General features: G+C 71.3%; 14 protein-coding genes. 5 read left to right on the forward strand and 9 right to left on the reverse strand.

From position 1 onward, the window contains the following. Window positions 1–39 precede the first annotated feature (39 nt). A complete protein-coding gene (locus ACZ6EG_RS25880; protein WP_391971860.1) occupies window positions 40–690 on the forward strand; it encodes a TetR/AcrR family transcriptional regulator in 651 nt (216 codons plus the stop codon). A gap of 543 nt (window positions 691–1,233) precedes the next feature. Here ACZ6EG_RS25880 and ACZ6EG_RS25885 read toward each other — a convergent pair. Next, window positions 1,234–1,791, reverse strand: a complete 558-nt coding sequence (locus ACZ6EG_RS25885) for a YceI family protein (RefSeq protein ID WP_391971859.1) — start codon at window positions 1,789–1,791, stop codon at window positions 1,234–1,236. Window positions 1,792–1,970: 179 nt separating this feature from the next. Here ACZ6EG_RS25885 and ACZ6EG_RS25890 point away from each other — a divergent pair, with 179 nt between their 5' ends. The 3 genes from ACZ6EG_RS25890 to ACZ6EG_RS25900 all read left to right on the forward strand — a co-directional run bounded on the left by ACZ6EG_RS25890 (window position 1,971) and on the right by ACZ6EG_RS25900 (window position 6,320). After that, a complete protein-coding gene (locus ACZ6EG_RS25890) occupies window positions 1,971–4,343 on the forward strand; it encodes a polysaccharide lyase 8 family protein (protein ID WP_469608190.1) in 2,373 nt (790 codons plus the stop codon). Between the two features lie 154 nt (window positions 4,344–4,497). Beyond that, window positions 4,498–6,105, forward strand: coding sequence for an acyl-CoA carboxylase subunit beta (locus tag ACZ6EG_RS25895; RefSeq protein WP_391971858.1), 1,608 nt, complete (start codon window positions 4,498–4,500; stop codon window positions 6,103–6,105). Window positions 6,106–6,122: 17 nt separating this feature from the next. Next, window positions 6,123–6,320: an acyl-CoA carboxylase epsilon subunit gene (locus ACZ6EG_RS25900; RefSeq protein WP_351401640.1), complete on the forward strand. Its 198-nt coding sequence runs from the start codon at window positions 6,123–6,125 to the stop codon at window positions 6,318–6,320. 191 nt (window positions 6,321–6,511) lie between these two features. Here ACZ6EG_RS25900 and ACZ6EG_RS25905 read toward each other — a convergent pair whose 3' ends face one another. From ACZ6EG_RS25905 to ACZ6EG_RS25940, 8 genes are all read right to left on the reverse strand, one after another. After that, on the reverse strand, window positions 6,512–7,093 hold the full coding sequence (locus tag ACZ6EG_RS25905; protein ID WP_009314218.1) for a GTP-binding protein: 582 nt from the start codon (window positions 7,091–7,093) through the stop codon (window positions 6,512–6,514). Continuing rightward, window positions 7,074–7,646, reverse strand: a complete 573-nt coding sequence (locus tag ACZ6EG_RS25910; protein WP_121749353.1) for a DUF742 domain-containing protein — start codon at window positions 7,644–7,646, stop codon at window positions 7,074–7,076. Before ACZ6EG_RS25910 ends, ACZ6EG_RS25905 begins: the two co-directional genes overlap by 20 nt. Window positions 7,647–7,740: 94 nt before the next feature. Beyond that, window positions 7,741–8,154, reverse strand: a complete 414-nt coding sequence (locus ACZ6EG_RS25915; protein WP_004983065.1) for a roadblock/LC7 domain-containing protein — start codon at window positions 8,152–8,154, stop codon at window positions 7,741–7,743. A gap of 10 nt (window positions 8,155–8,164) precedes the next feature. Continuing rightward, window positions 8,165–11,437: a nitrate- and nitrite sensing domain-containing protein gene (locus tag ACZ6EG_RS25920; RefSeq protein WP_391971857.1), complete on the reverse strand. Its 3,273-nt coding sequence runs from the start codon at window positions 11,435–11,437 to the stop codon at window positions 8,165–8,167. 402 nt (window positions 11,438–11,839) lie between these two features. After that, window positions 11,840–12,415, reverse strand: a complete 576-nt coding sequence (locus ACZ6EG_RS25925) for a GTP-binding protein (RefSeq protein ID WP_003973455.1) — start codon at window positions 12,413–12,415, stop codon at window positions 11,840–11,842. Next, window positions 12,396–12,794 carry a DUF742 domain-containing protein gene (locus ACZ6EG_RS25930; RefSeq protein WP_003973454.1) on the reverse strand — a complete coding sequence of 133 codons (399 nt, stop codon included), beginning with the start codon at window positions 12,792–12,794 and terminating at the stop codon, window positions 12,396–12,398. Before ACZ6EG_RS25930 ends, ACZ6EG_RS25925 begins: the two co-directional genes overlap by 20 nt. A 111-nt stretch (window positions 12,795–12,905) precedes the next feature. After that, window positions 12,906–13,319, reverse strand: a complete 414-nt coding sequence (locus tag ACZ6EG_RS25935) for a roadblock/LC7 domain-containing protein (protein ID WP_003973453.1) — start codon at window positions 13,317–13,319, stop codon at window positions 12,906–12,908. 9 nt (window positions 13,320–13,328) lie between these two features. Beyond that, complete coding sequence (locus ACZ6EG_RS25940) at window positions 13,329–17,297, reverse strand: sensor histidine kinase (RefSeq protein WP_469608001.1); 3,969 nt, start codon at window positions 17,295–17,297, stop codon at window positions 13,329–13,331. Window positions 17,298–17,899: 602 nt separating this feature from the next. Here ACZ6EG_RS25940 and ACZ6EG_RS25945 point away from each other — a divergent pair. Next, window positions 17,900–18,088, forward strand: coding sequence for a hypothetical protein (locus ACZ6EG_RS25945; RefSeq protein WP_391971926.1), 189 nt, complete (start codon window positions 17,900–17,902; stop codon window positions 18,086–18,088). Window positions 18,089–18,173: the final 85 nt, after the last annotated feature.

Raw genomic sequence — 18,173 nt, forward strand, 5'->3', positions numbered from 1 at the left:
CCTCGGGTGCCCACTATACAGATCGGTATACTCGGGAGCATGGAGCCCGTGGAGAAGCCGCACCGCATCCGGATGACGCCCGGCGCGCACCGAGTCCTCGAAGCCGCCGAGCGGCTGTTCTACGAGCGCGGCATCCACGCCGTGGGCGTGGACCTCATCGCCGCCGAGGCGGGGGTCACCAAGAAGACGCTGTACGACCGGTTCGGCTCCAAGGAGCAGCTCGTCGTGGAGTACCTGGCCGGGCGGGACGAGCGCTGGCGCGGGCTCCTCGCCGGGCGCCTGGAGGCGGCGGGAGAGGAGCCGGCCGCCCAGGTCCTGGCCGTCTTCGAGGCCTCCCGCGCATGGGCGGACCAGTACGGGCAGAGGGGGTGCAGCATGATCAACGCACGGGCGGAGATCAGCGACCCCGCCCATCCGGCGAACCTGGTCATCGCCGGTCAGAAGAGATGGATGCTCGACCTGTTCACCCGTCTCGTCCGGGACGTCGACGCGGCCGACGCCGCCGACGGGACGGACGCCGACGCGGCCGGAGCCGACCGGCTGGTGCGCACGTTGATGCTGCTGCACGAGGGCGCCCTGGTCGTGCACGGGCTGGGGGTCCTCGCCGACCCCTTCGGACAGGCCCTCGACCAGGCACGGGAACTGCTGCGGAATCGTCGGGCGGCGGGGCGGGGGGCGCCGCTACGGTGAGTCCGTGCCCTCGCGCCGCGCCCTCGTGGTCATCGACATGCGGCATGCCATGGTCGTTCCTGGCGCACCGCGGCGCCGAGACGGTCGCCGCGCGATCGCGGGACTGAGCGAGCGGGCCCGGGCCGCGGGAGTGCCGGTGGGCACCGTCCTGCACCGCGGCGCGGACCTGGTGCCCGGCACCGAGCCGTGGCGGATCGCGCCCGAGCCGGCGCCGCGGGGAGGGGGAGCCGGTCGTCGGCAAGACGACTCCGGGCGGCTTCCCGGGCACCGGTCCCGACGGGACCCTGTGCGCTGGGCGTCACCGAGGTGATCGTGACCGGGTTCGCCACGGAGGTCTGCGTGGACACCACGGCGCGGCAGGCGCTGAGCCGGGGCTACGCCTGGTCCTCGTGGCCGACGGGCACACCACCTCGTGTCGGGGCGCGGCGGACGGCCCCGACCTGGTGCCGGCCGACCGGCCGATCGCCCGGTGCAACGCCGTCCACCGCGCGATGGACCGGCCCGGCCGGCGTGTCCGGGTCCGGGCCGCCGTCGAGGTGGGGCTCACGCCTGCTTGATCGCCGAGATGTCGAAGGTCAGCTTGATCTTGTCGGAGACCAGGACGCCGCCCGTCTCCAGCGCCGCGTTCCAGGTGAGGCCCCACTCGGAGCGCTTGATCTCCGCCTTGCCCTCGAAGCCGACGCGCTCGTTGCCGAACGGGTCCTTCGCGGCGCCGTTGAACTCCAGGTCGATGGTGAGGGGCCTGGTGGTGCCGAGGATCGTGAGGTCGCCGGTGATCCGGTAGTCGTCGCCGCCGAGGGCCTGCGCCGCGGTGGAGCGGAAGGTCATCTTCGGGAACTCGTCGGTCTTGAAGAAGTCCGCGCTCTTGAGGTGGCCGTCGCGGTCGGGGGACCCGGTGTCGATGCTGTCCATCGTGATGTCGAGGGACGCCGTGGAGCGGGACGGGTCGGAGCCGTCCAGGTGCAGCGTGCCGCTGAAGTCGAGGAACTTGCCCTTGACGTTGGTGACCATGGCGTGGCGCGCCGTGAAGCCGATCGTCGTGTGGGCGGGGTCGATCGTGTACTCGCCGGTCAGGGTGGCGAGGTTCGGCGTCGTGGTCATGGTGTCCTCCTGGGAACGGCCGGTCGGGGGACCGACTCCTTATGTTGAATGTTCAACCACTCCAACGGTGTCGACTCTAGACCTATTCCGTCCGGCCATCAACGGTTACGCGCGGACGGCATCCGAACGGCCGCCCGGAGGTCGCCTGAGGCGCCCCGCGGTGGGGAAAGGTCATGAGCATGACCTCCCTCTGGCCGCACGCCCATCGCACCGGCGCCGCCGGACCGTCCCGCCGCACCTTCCTGCTCGCGGCCGCCGCGGCCGCCGCACTCACCCCGGCACTCGGTGCTCCCGCACTCGGCGCACCCGCTCCCGCCGCAGCCGCCGACCCCTACGAGGCCCTCCGCCGGCGCTGGCTCGGCATCACCCTCGGCACCGGCTACGACCCGGGCGCCGCACCGTACGCCTCCCGGCTGGAGGAGACGGGCGCACACGCCCGCGCCCACCGTGCCGCCATGGCGCCCACCCCCACCTCCCTGTGGCCCGGCCACCCCTTCGACCCGCCCGCCGGGATCACCTTCGCCTACGGCCGCCTGTGGACCATGGCCCAGGCGTACCTCCTGCCGGGCACCGGCTCCACCGGCGACGCGGGCCTCCTCGCCGACGTCCTGCGCGGACTCGACCACCTCTCCGCCACCGTCTACCACCCGGGCACCACCCGTTACGGCAACTGGTGGGAGTGGCAGATCGGCAGCCCCCGTCTCCTGATGGACATCACGGCCGCCCTCCACGACCACCTCGGCACCGGTCGCGTCGAGGCCGCCTGCGCCGCCGTCGACCACTTCGTCCCCGACGCGATGCTCGGCGACTACTCCGGTACCTCCACCGGCGCCAACCGGGTCGACCTCTGCCGCTCCGTCGCCCTGCGCGGCATCCTGGGCCGGGCCCCCGCGAAGATCGCCCTGGCCCGCGACGCCCTCTCGCCGGTCTTCCCCCACGTGACCGAGGGCGACGGCCTCTACGCCGACGGGTCGTTCGTCCAGCACACCTGGGTCGCCTACTCGGGGACGTACGGTCAGGTCATGCTGGACGGACTCGGCCGGCTGTTCACCCTGCTCGCCGGGTCGCAGTGGGAGGTGACGGACCCCGGCAGGCAGATCATCCTCGACAGCGTCGAACGCGCCTACGCCCCCCTGATCCACGACGGGTTGGTCATGGACAGCGTCAACGGACGCGCGATCAGCCGGGGTTACCTCCAGAGCGACGACCTGCATGTCATGCGCAGCGACCACTTCCACGGCCAGCAGCTCATCGCGGCCGTGGCTCTCCTCGCGGGCGGTGCGAGCGACGCCGAACGCGAGCGCTGGCACGCGCGGATCAAGGGCTGGATCGCACGGGACACCGTCACCCCCGTCCTCACGGCGCCCCAGTTCCCCGTGGCCGACCTGGCCCGCCTGCACGCGATCGCCGACGCGCCCGTCGAGGCCGCGCCCGAGCCCACCGGGCACCACCTCTTCGCGGCGATGGACCGCGCCGTCCACCGCAGCCCCGCCTTCACCGCGAGCCTCGCCATGGCGAGCGACCGCATCGCCCACTACGAGTGCGGCAACGGCGAGAACCCCCGCGGCTGGCACACCGGCGCGGGCCAGCTCACCTGGTGGGCGAACGGCACCCGGTCGGACCAGTACACGGACTGGTTCTGGCCCACCGTCGACTGGTACCGCCTGCCCGGGACCACCGTCTCCACCCGGCGGCTGCCCGACCGCGCGGGCGGCGAATGGGGCGCACCCAAGCCCGACGTGCGCTGGGTGGGCGGCACCACCGACGGCACGTACGCGGCCGTCGGCCAGCACCTCAAGGGCCTCGGCTCGACCCTCGAAGCGCGCAAGTCCTGGTTCTTCCTCGACGACGAGGTGGTCTGCCTCGGCGCCGGCATCACCTGCGCGGACGGCGTCCCGGTCGAGACGGTCGTCGACAACCGCAACCTGGGTCAGGACGGCACCCAGGCCCTCGTCCGCGGCCGGCACTGGGCGCACCTGGAGGGCCACGGCGGCTGGATCGTGCCCGAGGGCGAGCTGCGGACCCTGCGCGAGGACCGCACCGGAGCCTGGTCCGACATCAACAGCACCAGCACCACCGAGCGCCGCACCCGCCGCTGGCAGACCCTCTGGCTGGACCACGGCACGGACCCGGTCGACGCCGGCTACGTCTACGTCGTCATGCCGGGCGCCTCCCGCCGGACCGTCACCCGGCGGGCCGCCGACCGCCATCGGCTCCGGGTTCTCGCCAACGACGGTCGCCGCCAGGCGGTCACCGTTCCCCCGCTCGGCCTCACGGCCGCCACCTTCTGGGAGGCAGGCACGGCCGGCCCGCTCACCGCGACGGCGGGCGCGAGCGTCCTCGTCCGGCGCCGGGGTCGCACCGCCACCCTCTGCGTGAGCGAACCGCCGCGCACCGGCGAGCCCCTGGAGATCGTGTGGGACCATCCGGCGGGAGCGGTGGTACGGGCCGACAGCACGGTCGAGATCCTGGCGGCCGGCCGCCGACTGCACCTCCGCGTCACTCCAGGGGTGGTATGCGACACCCATGAATGTGAGGTGACTCTCAGCTGACGGCTTTGTGTGACCCCTACAAGCCTGAACCCCCCTGAGCAGTCGAAACGGCTGCACGCCGTAGGGGTTCTGTTCGGTGCTACCAGGAAAACGCGTCGGAGACTGTACGGAGTCGACGGCTGGCATTCCTTGGTCGGTTTCGTAGAGTCGCTACATGACCGTTTTGGATGAGGCGCCGGGTGAGTCGACGAGCGTGCCGGCGGACGAGCCGACGGACGCGCGCGGGCGAGTAGCCGAACTGCACGAGATCCGTGCGCAGGCACTGGCCGGACCGAGCGACAAGGCGACGGCGGCGCAGCACGCCAAGGGCAAGCTGACCGCGCGGGAGCGGATCGAGCTCCTCCTCGACGCCGGTTCCTTCCGGGAGGTCGAGCAGCTGCGCCGGCACCGGGCGACCGGGTTCGGCCTGGAGGCGAAGAAGCCGTACACCGACGGTGTCATCACCGGCTGGGGCACGGTCGAGGGCCGCACCGTCTTCGTCTACGCGCACGACTTCCGGATCTTCGGCGGTGCGCTGGGCGAGGCCCACGCCACGAAGATCCACAAGATCATGGACATGGCCATCGCGGCCGGTGCGCCGCTGGTCTCCCTCAACGACGGAGCGGGAGCCCGTATCCAGGAGGGCGTCTCGGCGCTGGCCGGCTACGGCGGCATCTTCCAGCGCAACACCAGGGCCTCGGGCGTCATCCCGCAGATCAGCGTGATGCTGGGCCCGTGCGCGGGCGGCGCGGCCTACAGCCCGGCCCTGACCGACTTCGTCTTCATGGTCCGCGACACCTCGCAGATGTTCATCACCGGCCCCGACGTGGTCAAGGCCGTCACCGGCGAGGAGATCACGCAGAACGGCCTGGGCGGCGCGGACGTGCACGCCGAGACCAGCGGCGTGGCGCACTTCGCCTACGACGACGAGGAGACCTGCCTCGCCGAGGTCCGCTACCTGCTGTCGCTGCTCCCGCAGAACAACCGGGAGAACCCGCCCCGCAACGAGGCCTCCGACCCCGCCGACCGGCGCGGCGACACCCTCCTCGACCTGGTCCCCGCGGACGGCAACCGCCCGTACGACATGGCCAAGGTCATCGAGGAGATCGTCGACGACGGCGAGTACCTGGAGGTCCACGAGCGCTGGGCCCGCAACATCATCTGCGCCCTGGCCCGCCTCGACGGGCAGGTCGTCGGCATCGTCGCCAACCAGCCGCAGGCCCTGGCCGGCGTCCTGGACATCGAGGCGTCCGAGAAGGCCGCCCGCTTCGTGCAGATGTGCGACGCCTTCAACATCCCGATCGTCACCCTTCTGGACGTACCCGGCTTCCTGCCGGGCGTCGACCAGGAACACGGCGGCATCATCCGCCACGGCGCCAAGCTGCTGTACGCGTACTGCAACGCCACCGTGCCCCGCATCTCCCTCATCCTGCGCAAGGCGTACGGGGGTGCTTACATCGTCATGGACAGCCAGTCGATCGGCGCCGACCTGACCTACGCCTGGCCGACCAACGAGATCGCGGTGATGGGTGCCGAGGGCGCGGCCAACGTCATCTTCCGCCGCCAGATCGCCGAGGCCGAGGACCCCGAGGCCATGCGGGCCCGCATGGTGAAGGAGTACAAGGCCGAGCTGATGCACCCCTACTACGCGGCCGAGCGCGGCCTGGTCGACGACGTCATCGACCCCGCCGAGACCCGCGAGGTGCTCATCAGGTCCCTGGCGATGCTGCAGACCAAGCACGCCGACCTGCCCTCCCGCAAGCACGGCAACCCGCCGCAGTGACCCGAGGAGCCACGTCCATGTCCACTGCCGACATCCGCGTCGAGAAGGGCCACGCCGAGCCCGAGGAAGTCGCCGCCATCACGGCCCTCCTCCTGGCCCGCGCCGCCGCCCGCCCCGTCGAGATCGCCCCGACCCACGGCGGCGGCCGCGTCCGCGCCGGCTGGCGCCGCCTGGAACGAGAGCCGGGCTTCCGCGCCCCGCACAGCTGGCGCTGACCCCGAGACGCACAGAGGCCCCCTCCACTCAGGAGGGGGCCTCTGTGCGTGCATTGACATTGAGGGATGGACAGTGCAGCAGGGGCGCGGGGAACCGCGCGACCAGCCGCGACGCACCCGCACCCGTACCCGGCGACGAAACCGCCCCCCGGCAGCCCAGTGGCCGCGGGGGGCGAATCGCACGGTGCGCGCTAGCGCAGCCGCGCCATCAGCGCGTGCTCCACGAGCGTGATCAGCGCGCTCTTCGCGTCGGCGCGGTGCCGGGCGTCCGTCGTGATGATCGGGGTGTCCGGCCCGATCTGCAGCGCCTCGCGGACCTCGTCCGGGTTGTACGGCTGCTGGCCGTCGAAGCCGTTGAGGGCGATGACGAACGGCAGACCGGAGTTCTCGAAGTAGTCGACGGCGGGGAAGCAGTCGGCGAGCCGCCTCGTGTCGACCAGCACGATCGCACCGATGGCGCCGCGCACCAGGTCGTCCCACATGAACCAGAAACGGTCCTGGCCGGGTGTACCGAAGAGGTACAGGATCAGGTCCTGGTCGAGCGTGATGCGTCCGAAGTCCATGGCGACCGTCGTGGTCGTCTTGTCCCCCGTGTGGGTGAGGTCGTCGATGCCCGCGGACGCGGATGTCATCACGGCCTCGGTGCGCAGCGGGTTGATCTCCGAGACAGCGCCGACGAACGTGGTCTTGCCCACGCCGAAGCCGCCCGCCACCACGATCTTCGCGGATGTGGTGGAGCGGGAAGGACCGCCGCTAGAGCTTGCGAAGTCCACTGAGCACCCTTTCGAGCAGTGTCACGTCTGGCTGGCCGCCGGCGCTCTCGTCGCCGCCGGGCTGATGGATGGCGACCAGTCCCGCCTCCGCCAAGTCGGCGACGAGGATCCTGGCCACGCCGAGAGGGATCGTCAGGAGGGCCGAGACCTCGGCCACCGACTTGATCTCCCGGCAGAGGTTGCAGATCCGCTGATGCTCGGGCAGTTGGCCCTGCATCTGGTGCGGCTGCGCGGTGGTGTGCACCAGTGCCTCGATGGCGAGCTGGTACCGGGGCCTGGTGCGGCCGCCCGTCATGGCGTACGGGCGCACCAGGGGGTTGTTCGACGCCCCGGCGGGCGCCGGCTCAGGGGTGCGGCGCTGGGGCTGCACGGGCTGGATGCGCGGAGCGTGCGGCTGGTCGTACGGCGAAGGGCCGGGGCCCTGCGGAGCGTACGGCTGCCGGTGGCTCGGCACGGAGGGGTAGCCGTATCCGTTCGCCGAGCCGTCGTTCTGGCCCTGGCCAGGGCCGTACGACCAGTTGCCCGAAGACGGACCGCCTGGGGGTGTTGCCACTTTTTCCTCCTCCGACTGTGCCTGGCATCCATCACTGTGGAGCCGCGTCCCGAAACTTTACGGCCACGGGACGCCAAAACGCACCGTCTGTCCTTTAGTTGAGAAGGCTCCCTTGGAGCTCCGCCCGGAGATCGGGCGTCAGAACCGTTCCGGCACGGTCCACCAGAAGGGCCATCTCGTACCCAATGAGACCGATGTCCGCCTCCGGGTGTGCGAGAACCGCGAGGGACGAACCGTCGGAGATGGACATGATGAACAGGAATCCCCGCTCCATCTCCACAACCGTCTGGTTCACGCTGCCGCCCTCGAAGATGCGCGAGGCACCGGCGGTCAGCGAGGTCAGACCGGAGGCGACGGCCGCGAGCTGGTCGGCGCGATCGCGCGGGAACCCCTCGGACATCGCCAGAAGGAGTCCGTCGGCGGAGACCACCACCGTGTGGGACACCCCCGGGGTGTTGTCCACGAAGTTGGTGATCAACCAGTTCAGGTTCTGTGCCGCCTGGCTCATCGGGCTCACACTAACGCTCCTGGTTGTAGGTGCTGTCAGGACCACGGTGTTCATTCCTCGTGTCCTGGCCGTTCGTTTCACTGCCTGCGCTGCGGCCCCGTTCGACGCCGCGTCGCAGGTTGCTCAGCCTGCCCCGGACGTCCTCCGGGGCGCGGGAGACCTGCGGGCCTCCCTGTGGAGTGGTTTCGGCGGCGCCCTCGACCAGGTTGGCCTTGGGTACCCGCCGTGGCAGACCCGAGGAGGTCACCCCGCCCGCCTTGGGCCTGCGCAGCGCCGAGGCCTGCTGCCAGCGGTCGTCGTTGGCCGACCGCCAGGAGTCCTCGCCGCCGGCCTGCGCCGCGGTGGCCGGCGCCTCGTGGTCCACGTGCCCCGCCTCGCCCGCGCCGCTCGCGGTGGATCCGCGGCGGGGGAGACCGGCGTCGGTCATGTCGTGAGCGGCGGAGGGAGCCGGGCCCGGACGGTCGAAGCCTACGCGGTCCGCCTCGTTCACGTCAGCGGCCTGCGCGGATTCCGTCTCCGGGGCACCCGTGGGGTACTGGTCCGGATAGCCGTTCTGGTAACCGTCCTGCTGGGGCCAGTCGTCGCTGTGACGCCGTTGTTCGAAGGCCGAGTAGGTCTCCGGGGCGCCGGGGCCGGCCGGCTGGTGGCCGCCCGGGACCGGCTCCGCGTAGGAGGCGCCGGTGTAGCCGCCGTCGGCCGGGTATCCCTCGCCCTGCGGCGCCTGGCCGTTCGGCGCGTAGTACTGCTCGTCGTACGCCTGCTGCTGAGGCTCCTGGTACGCCGCCTGCTGCTGGTCGGCGTAGCCGGACGGCTGCTCGTAGGCGCCGGTCTGCTGCTCCTGGTACTCGCCCTGGCCGTAGCCGGGCTGCTGACCGGTGAACTGGTCCTGGTAGCCGCCGGTCCCGTTCCCGTCGCGGCCGCCGTGGTCCGCCGGACCGGGCAGCTCGGGGTGCGACTGGGCCTCCAGGGCCGCACGGCGCTCCTCGCGCATCAGGGAGCGGCCGACCGGGTCCAGCTCGCGGATGTCGTCGGGGACCTCGGTGTACCGGCTGTCGTCGAAGCCCAGCTCGGCGGCGGTCCGCATGGGCTGACCGACCTGTCCGAAGTTCTCACCCTGGAAGTTCTGCTCCGGGATGATCTGGGAGACGGTGAACTCGTCGCGCGGCTGCTGCTCGCCACCGCCACCGTGGGTGATGGCGTCCGGGAGCATGACCAGCGAGGTGGTGCCCGCCTGCTCCCCGGAGGGGCGCAGCTGGACGCGGATGCCGTGCCGGTCGGACAGCCGGCCGACCACGAACAGGCCCATGCGCTGCGAGATCGCGGCGTCCACGGTCGGCGGGTTGGCGAGCTTGTGGTTGATGTCCGCGAAGTCCTCGGCGGTCAGGCCGATGCCCTTGTCGTGGATCTCGACCATCACGCGGCCGTCGGGCAGCCGGGTCGCGGTGACGCGGACCTTGGTCTGCGGGGAGGAGAACGTGGTCGCGTTCTCCAGCAGCTCGGCGAGCAGGTGCACGAGGTCGGTCACCGCGAGGCCGTGGATCTCGGCCTCGGGGACGCCGGACAGCTCGATGCGCTCGTACTGCTCCACCTCGGAGGAGGCGGCGCGCAGCACGTCGACCAGCGGGACCGGCTGGTCCCAGCGGCGGCCGGGCTCCTCGCCGGCGAGGACCAGGAGGTTCTCGCCGTTGCGGCGCATACGGGTGGCGAGGTGGTCCAGCCGGAAGAGGTTCTCCAGCTGGTCGGGATCGGCCTCGTTGTTCTCCAGGTCGGTGATCAGGGTCAGCTGGCCCTCGATCAGCGACTGGTTGCGGCGCGAGAGGTTGGTGAAGATCGCGTTGATGTTGCCCCGCAGCAGGGCCTGCTCGGAGGCGAGCCGGACGGCCTCGCGGTGCACCTGGTCGAAGGCCCGGGCCACTTCGCCGATCTCGTCGGTGGAGGTGATCGGGATCGGCGCCACCCGGGTGTCCACCCGGCCGGGGTCGGTGCGGGAGAGCTGGTCGACCAGCATCGGCAGGCGCTGCTCGGCGATGCCGAAGGCGGCGTTGCGCAGCTGGCGCATGGAGCGGCTCATCTGGCGGGCCACCATGCCGGCCAGGATGAAGGCGGCGAGCAGCGCGACGACGACGGCGGCACCCGTGATGTAGGCGGCCTGCTCGGCGTCGTCGGCGATGGTGGAGGCCTCGGACACCGCCTTGTCGGCGAGGTCGGACTCGATCTTGCCGTAGGCATCGAACTTGAGGGTGTTGACCGCCCACCAGTTTTCCGGCGTGATGCCCTGCTGGGCCAGTTCGGCCCGCGCGCCGGTGTCCGTCGTGTCCAGCTGGGCCACTTCCGAGATCATCGTCGTCGGATTGGTCGGCGGCGGCACGTAGTCCGGGTCCTTGGCCTTGGCCTCCTTGGCCAGGGCCGCGCCGTCCTCCTTCAGCTGCGCCTCGGCGTCCTCGAGCTTCTGCGCGTCCGCCTCGGTACCGCCGCCGATGTACTCCTCGATGGCGATGCGCTCGAGGTAGGCGTACGAGGAGAGGGCGACGCGCTGGCTGGCGAGGTGGCTCGGGTCCGGACCCGGCTTGATCAGCATGTGCATGCCGATGGAGCGCTCCAGCGAGAGCGCGGCCTTGGTCAGGGAGATCGCGTAGACGGTACGGCCGTAGGAGGTGATGTTGCCGGTGCCCAGACCGAGTTCGTTGGCGAACTCCATCAGGGGGTGGGCGATCCCGGTGTAGCCCTCCTCGGTCTCCACGCCCTTGAGCTTGGAGGTGTAGGCGGCCACGCGGAGCGTCTGGAGCTTGGGCTCCTGCTCGCGGAACACCTTCAGCCGGCGCTCCAGACCCGCCTTGCCGGGCATGGCCTGGGCCGCCTCGTCGAAGGCGTCGGCCGCCTGGTCGGTCGCGCGGCGGGCCTGGGTGACGCCGGCGTCCTTATCGCCCTTGCCCTGGAGCAGGGGGGCCGCCGTCAGGTCACGCTCGTTGTAGAGGGCGTTGGCATAGCTCAGCGAGGCCCGGACCAGGCGCGCGGTGCTCTCGGCGTCCTCGGCGTCCGACCAGGTGTCGATCGAGCTCTTGACCTGGAAGCCGCCCATGACGAGGCCGACCAGCACGGGTATGAGCAGGATCGCGTTCAGGCGGGTGGTCACGCGCCAGTTGCGCGGCGAGAAACGGCCACCGCTCGGGGCGGACTCGGCCTTGGCTTCCGCAGCGGGCACGGGGGCGGGCGCCGCTGCGCGCGGCGGCGGGGTGAAGTTGCCCCGGGCCGATGGCTCGGGACTGTTCTTGCTTCGCCTCACTCGACCAACAACCTCTCGGCGGTCGGCACCTACGTCGTGCCGCTGTGTCTCAGAGCCCAGTCCGTCATCGAGTACGTGCTACTGCTGAGTACGTCTTTGACCATTGGGCAGTTCCGGCATTCCAGCACGCGGACCTGCGCTCTTCCAAACAGTGGAACGCGGGGGTTACACGTGATGTAAGCCCCAGATAAAACGGTCAAAAAGAGCGAGGGACGTCAAAAGGCGGGGCGTTCGTGAGCACAGCGAGACGGGATGTGCGCTACGCGTGGCGGTACCACCCGATTCCTCTGCCGAAACGTTATGAACGGCGGAGCCGACCGTGTCAAAGGACACAGTCGGCTCCGACCCGCCTACGACAACTGCCGTAGATCATTGCCGACTTGGTTGCGACCGTCGCCGGGCCTACCGCAGACGTGCCATGAGCGCGTGCTCGACCAGCGTGATCAGCGCGCTCTTCGCGTCGGCGCGGTGCCGGGCGTCCGTCGTGATGATCGGGGTGTCCGGCCCGATCTGCAGCGCCTCGCGGACCTCGTCCGGGGAGTACGGCTGCTGGCCGTCGAAGCCGTTGAGGGCGACGACGAACGGCAGACCGGAGTTCTCGAAGTAGTCCACCGCGGGGAAGCAGTCGGCGAGCCGGCGGGTGTCGCACAGCACGACCGCGCCGATGGCGCCGCGCACCAAATCGTCCCACATGAACCAGAAACGGTCCTGGCCGGGCGTGCCGAACAGGTACAGGATCAGGTCCTGGTCGAGCGTGATGCGTCCGAAGTCCATGGCGACCGTCGTGGTCGTCTTGTCCCCGGCGTGCGTGAGGTCGTCGATCCCCGCGCTGGCCGAGGTCATCACGGCCTCGGTGCGCAGCGGGTTGATCTCGGAGACGGCGCCCACGAACGTGGTCTTGCCGACACCGAAGCCGCCGGCCACCACGATCTTCGCGGAGGTGGTCGCCCGACCCCCGTCAGAGCTTTCGAAGTCCACTGAGCACCCTTTCGAGCAGTGTCACGTCCGGTGCACCGCCGTTGTTCTCGTCGCCGCCCGGCTGGTGGATGGCGACGAGCCCTGCCTCCGCGAGGTCCGCGACCAGGATCCGGGCCACGCCCAGCGGCATCGCCAGCAGGGCCGACACCTCCGCCACCGACTTCACCTCGCGGCACAGGTGGCAGATGCGCTGGTGCTCGGGAAGGAGCCCCATGAGCGCTGCCGGGTCGGCCGTGGTGCTGATCAGCGCCTCGATGGCGAGCTGGTAGCGCGGCCGTGTCCGGCCACCGGTCATCGCGTACGGACGTACCAGTGGCTGGTCGCCCTCGTCCTCGTACGGCTCCGCGTACGGATCATGAGAGGCGGTGGGCGGGGTCATGAATCCTCCGGGCGGGACAGCAGGTCGGTCAGTCGTGCCGTCTGAAGAGGCCGGTGGGGGGATTGTGGCGGCCGGACGGTGATTTGGTAACACGGGTGGTGCCGGGGCCGATCAGTGGAGCAGACTGCCTTGTAGCTCAGCGCGCAGGTCGGGCGTGAGCACCGCCCCCGCGCGGTCGACCAGGAGCGCCATCTCGTAGCCGACGAGGCCGATGTCGCACTCCGGGTGAGCGAGAACGGCCAGCGACGAGCCGTCCGAGACGGACATGAGGAAGAGGAACCCGCGTTCCATCTCCACGACCGTCTGTGCCACGTTGCCGCCCTCGAAGATCCGGGACGCCCCGGCGGTCAGCGAGGTCAGCCCGGAGGCGACGGCCGCGAGCTGGTCGGCGCGGTCGCGCGGGAAGCCCTCCGACATCGCCAGGAGGAGTCCGTCGGCGGACACGACGACGGTGTGGGACACCCCTGGGGTGTTGTCCACGAAATTCGTGATCAACCAGTTGAGGTTCTGTGCCGCCTGGCTCATCGGGCTCAACTAACGCTCCTGCTGGTGAGTGGGCCGCGGGTAGCTGCCGGTCTGGTTGGTACCGGCCTGACGGCCCTGTGCGATTCCCCGACGGAGATTGGTCAGCCGGCCGCGTACCTCGTCGGGCGCACGCGATACCTGCGGACCGTTCTGGTGCGACTGCTGCTGAGCCGTGCCCGGGACCAGGTTGGCCCGGGGCACCCGGCGCGGCAGGCCGGAGGTGGTGATACCGCCTGCGGCGGGCTGCCGCACGCGCTCGGCCTGCCGGACGAGGTCGTCGTTCGGCGAGCTGCGCCAGGCGGAGGTGGCGGGCCGCTGGGGGGCCGCCGGGGTCTGGGGCTGGGCCGCCTGCGGCTCCGGGGCCGCGGCCGGGGCGCTCTGCTGCGCCCTCGCCTCGCGGTCGCCGTGGAACCAGTTGGTCTCCAGCGTGTCGTACAGCGGGGTACGGCCGTCGCCGGGGCCGGAGGCCGGGGGCAGGGCCCAACCGTCACCGGGCCGCTGGGCGGCACTCCCGTTGGCGTTGCCCCCCGCGGGCTCCTGGTGGGCGGGACGCTGCTGCGGGGCCGGCGGACGCGGAGCGCCGAAGTCGTTGCCGCCGCGCGCGCCGTTGACCTGCGGGCGGTCGAACTGGCCGGTGGGGGCCGGGTTCTGCTGCTCCGGCAGCCGGTGCTGCCCGGTCGAGCCGTCGTTCCCGTCGTTCGGGTTCGGGTTCTGGACGCCGGGGAACCGGCCGGTCGAGGCCGGGTCGTTCGGGCCGGCCTGACCAGGCTGTGTGCCGAAGACGTCCGAGCGGACGAACGCCCCGCCGTTCTGCTGCGGAGCGGCCTGCTCGGGCCGTGCGAACTGGTCGTCGCGCGAGGCGTTTCCGCCGCCCTGTCCGTACTGGTCCCGGCCGTACTGCTCCTGGGGGTACTGGTCCTGGCCGTACTGGTCCTGGCCGTACTGGTCCCGGCCGTACTGCTCCTGGCCGTACTGGCCCTGTGCGGGCCGGGAGAACAGGCTGTTGTCGTGCTGCTGCTGCTGCTGCTCGGCCCGGTGCGGGGCCGGGGCGTCGAAGTCCGGGCGGGCGAACTCGGCCGTGGCCGCGGGGCCCTGCGCCTCGCCGAGCGCGGGGACCGCGGGCATCTCGGTGGTGGCGCCGGGACCCTGACGGTCGTCGAAGCGCGGGGTCCGGTCCGTACGGGAGCTGTCCGGCTCCTCGTGGCCGCGCGGGGCGTCCAGCGAGGCACGGGGCACGGACGGCTGCGCGTTCTCGTCGCTCCAGCTCGGCGTGCGGGGCTGCGGGGTGCCGCCGGGCAGCTCGGCCCGCGGACCGCCGCGCGGCGGCAGCTGCGGACGGCGACCACGCTCGGCGTCGCCCTTCCCGTTGCCGCGGCGCTTGCCGCGCTGCGCGGGCGCCGACGGACCGCGTCCGCCGCCGAAGGCGTCCTGGCCCTGCGGGTTGCCCTGCGGAGCGGAGCCCTGCGGCGCGTTGCTGCCGGCGGCCTGCAAACCCTGCGGCGCACCGGGCGCCTGCCCGGCACCGGCCGGAGCCGGGCGGTTCTGCTGGTGGGGGCCCGCCGGGGCCTGAGGCCCGCGCGGCCCGCCCGGGTGGGAGTCGGCGTCGCGTCCGGGCAGCGCGGCCCGAGGTCCCTGTGCGGCACCGAGCCGGCCGCCGCCCGGCGCACCGGCACCGAGGGCACCGCCGCCACCGAAGGCGCCGCCCCCGAGAGCGCCACCGCCCTGGCCGCCACCGCGCCGGGCCGCCGCGACACCGGCCGCCGCCTGGGCCGCGGCCGGGCCGCCGCCCGAGGGGCCCTGACCGGGCTTGGGCTGCGGCTTGCGGCCGCCCTGGGCGACATCGACGGGCAGCATGACCAGCGCGGTCGTGCCACCGGAGTCGGACGGACGCAGCTGGATGCGGATGCCGTGGCGCTGCGAGAGCCGGCCGACCACGAACAGACCCATGCGGCGGGAGACCGAGACGTCCACGGTCGGCGGCGAGGCCAGCCGCTCGTTGATCGCGGCGAGGTCCTCGGGGGAGAGGCCGATGCCGGTGTCGTGGATCTCGATCAGCACCCGGCCGTCGGGCAGCGCGTGACCGGTGACCTTGACCTTGGTCTGCGGGGAGGAGAACGAGGTCGCGTTCTCCAGCAGCTCGGCGAGCAGGTGCACGAGGTCGTTGACCACGCGGCCGGCGACCTCGGTGGTCGGCACGGAGGCCAGCTCGATGCGCTCGTACTGCTCCACCTCGGAGGCGGCGGCACGGAGCACGTCGACCAGCGGCACCGGCCGGGTCCAGCGCCGGCCGGGCTCCTCACCGGCGAGGACGAGGAGGTTCTCACCGTTACGGCGCATGCGCGTCGCGAGGTGGTCGAGCTTGAACAGCGAGGACAGCTGGTCCGGGTCGGCCTCGCGGGACTCCAGCTCGGAGATGAGCGAGAGCTGACGCTGGATGAGGCCCTGGGAGCGGCGCGAGAGGTTGGTGAACATCGCGTTGACGTTGCCCCGCAGCAGGGCCTGCTCGGCGGCGAGGCGGACCGCCTCGCGGTGCACGTCGTCGAAGGCCGCGGCCACGCGGCCGATCTCGTCCCGGGAGTGCACGCCGACCGACTCCACCGAGGTGTCGACGTCCTGCGGGTCGGTCTCGGAGAGCTGCTTGACGAGCTCGGGCAGGCGGTCCTGGGCGACCCTGGTCGCGGTGTCCTCCAGGCGGCGCAGCGAGCGGATCATGGACCGCGCCACGACGAAGGCGCCGACCAGCGAGACACCGAGCACGAGCAGGATGATCACACCGGAGATGATCGCCTCGCGCTCGGACTCGCTGCGCAGCTCGCGGGCCTGCTGCTCCATGTCCTCCAGCAGCTTGAGCTCGATGTTCTTCATCTGCTGGATCTTGGTGGAGCTGTCGTCCAGCCAGTCCTGGTACGAGCGGACCTTCAGGTCGTCCAGACCGTTGGCCTGGCCGAGCGCGCGGCCGGCGTACTGGTCGGAGGACTCGATCACCGGGTTGCCCTCGGAGATCGGCTTGAGGAGTTCCTCGGCGCCGTCGCCGTAGATGCTGGTGAAGCTGCGGACCTCGGAGGTCTGGCTCTGGAGGGCCGACTGGGCGTAGAGCCGGTCGTTCTCGGTGAGCTTGCCCTTGCTCGTGTTGTTCGCCGGGAGCGCGGCCGCGAGGACGGCGCGCTGGATGGAGGCGTACTCCTTGGCCGAGGAGAAGGCCGACAGGGCGCGCGTGCGCTGGATCATGTCGGGGTTGCTGGTCGCCTCCGCCATGTCCTGCGAGAGGTCGAGCAGGTGGGTGATCAGGCGGTGGTAGGCCTCGACGGTCTGGGTCGAGTTGTCCTTCGCCTGATAGGCAGTGCTGCGGATCTTGTTCAGGCCGTTGAGGTCGCTCGCGAGGCCGACGAGGCTGTCGCGGACGCCGACGAGGTTGCCGTCCTTGCTGGCGGCGTCGATCTCCTCGGAGTTGTCCAGGAAGTTCTTCAGGGCCCGGTCGGTCTTCTCCCGGTCGCCCTTGACGGCGATCGCGCTGGAGGTCGAACCGTGCGCCAGCGGACCGGCGGACTGGTCGCGCTCCTCCTGGAGGGCGGCGGCCAGCTCGGTGGCCTGCTTGGTCATCTCCGTCAGCAGCTTCATGTTGTCGAGCTGCTGGATGTCGTCCATCGACTGGCTGATGCGCATCGCGCCCAGCGAGGTGGCCGCGACCACGGGAAGCGCGAGCAGCGACACCAGACGGGTCGAGATCCGCCAGTTGCGCAGGGCTATTCGCGGGCCGGGTCCGGTCGATGCCTTGGCCGGCTTCGCGGACGGCTGCTGACCGGACGCGGACGAGGCGGGCCGGCCGGGGCGTCCGGTGCCGTCCCCGCCGTCGCCGGACGGGGCCTGGCCCGGGCTCTGGGCGTGCTGGGGCGAGGAGCTGACGGCCTTGGGGCCAGTCCCGCCGTGCGGCTCCGGCTCCGCCGAAGCGCTGCCATCCCTCTTGAAACGTCCCTGCACTAGCGTCGCAACCTCTGGACCAGGCGCCCGGCCGCGTGAACGGCTGGGCACGGTGTCGGCGTCATAGGGGCGCCCTGAATTACGCCCCCGTGGTGGTCGTGAGTGACCGGCGCTGGTTCCCCCTTCTCGCCGCCGCTCGGCGCTGGTGTGCGCCCCCTGTGCACCGGCTCGATCCCGCAGCGGTCCGTGAGATTCCAGCACAGTGCCGGATCTCCAACAAGGCCCGTGAGCCAGGCCGTGACCTAGGTGACAGCACGTGAGGGCCGAGTCACCGGACGTAGAAAATGATCACCCGCAAATGGGGCGTATGCCCGCGAGTCGCCGGGGGCCGAAAGGTGTCCCAGTCGACATGATCAGGAGCGGAATGATGGGTTCAGATGGGCAATGTCTGTTTCGTCAGGGTGTTACGCAAGCCGGAATTGACCGGTTTGACCCTTGATAAGTGAGCAAACTCACACGCAGATCACGCACCCTGCTCGGGTCGAGGGGGAATCGCATGTTTAGCCTGACGCTTTACAGAGAAGGCAAAACCGACAACCCGCGCCATCGGAGGGCTTCTTGCGGCCCCCGGGCGCCCGGACATGACAGGGTCTCGTTCAACCGTGAAGACGACGATGATGTTCCACAAGATCGCCAACCCGCGACGCACGACGCTGGCGCACCTCGCCGGCGCCGACGAGCTGCAGACGCCCCAGCAGCCGGAGCACGCCGTCGAGCTCCCCACCCAGACCGCCAACCCCCGGCGCACCGTCCTGATGGAGATCCCCGTCGCGGCCTCCGCCGCACAGTAGTACGCCGGCCGTCCGACCTTCGGCCGGCCCCACGAGCACCCGGGCGCCCGCGCGCCGGACCGCCACCCCCGAGGGCCACGGCAGG

The sequence above is a fragment of the Streptomyces sp. NPDC041968 genome (assembly GCF_055589025.1).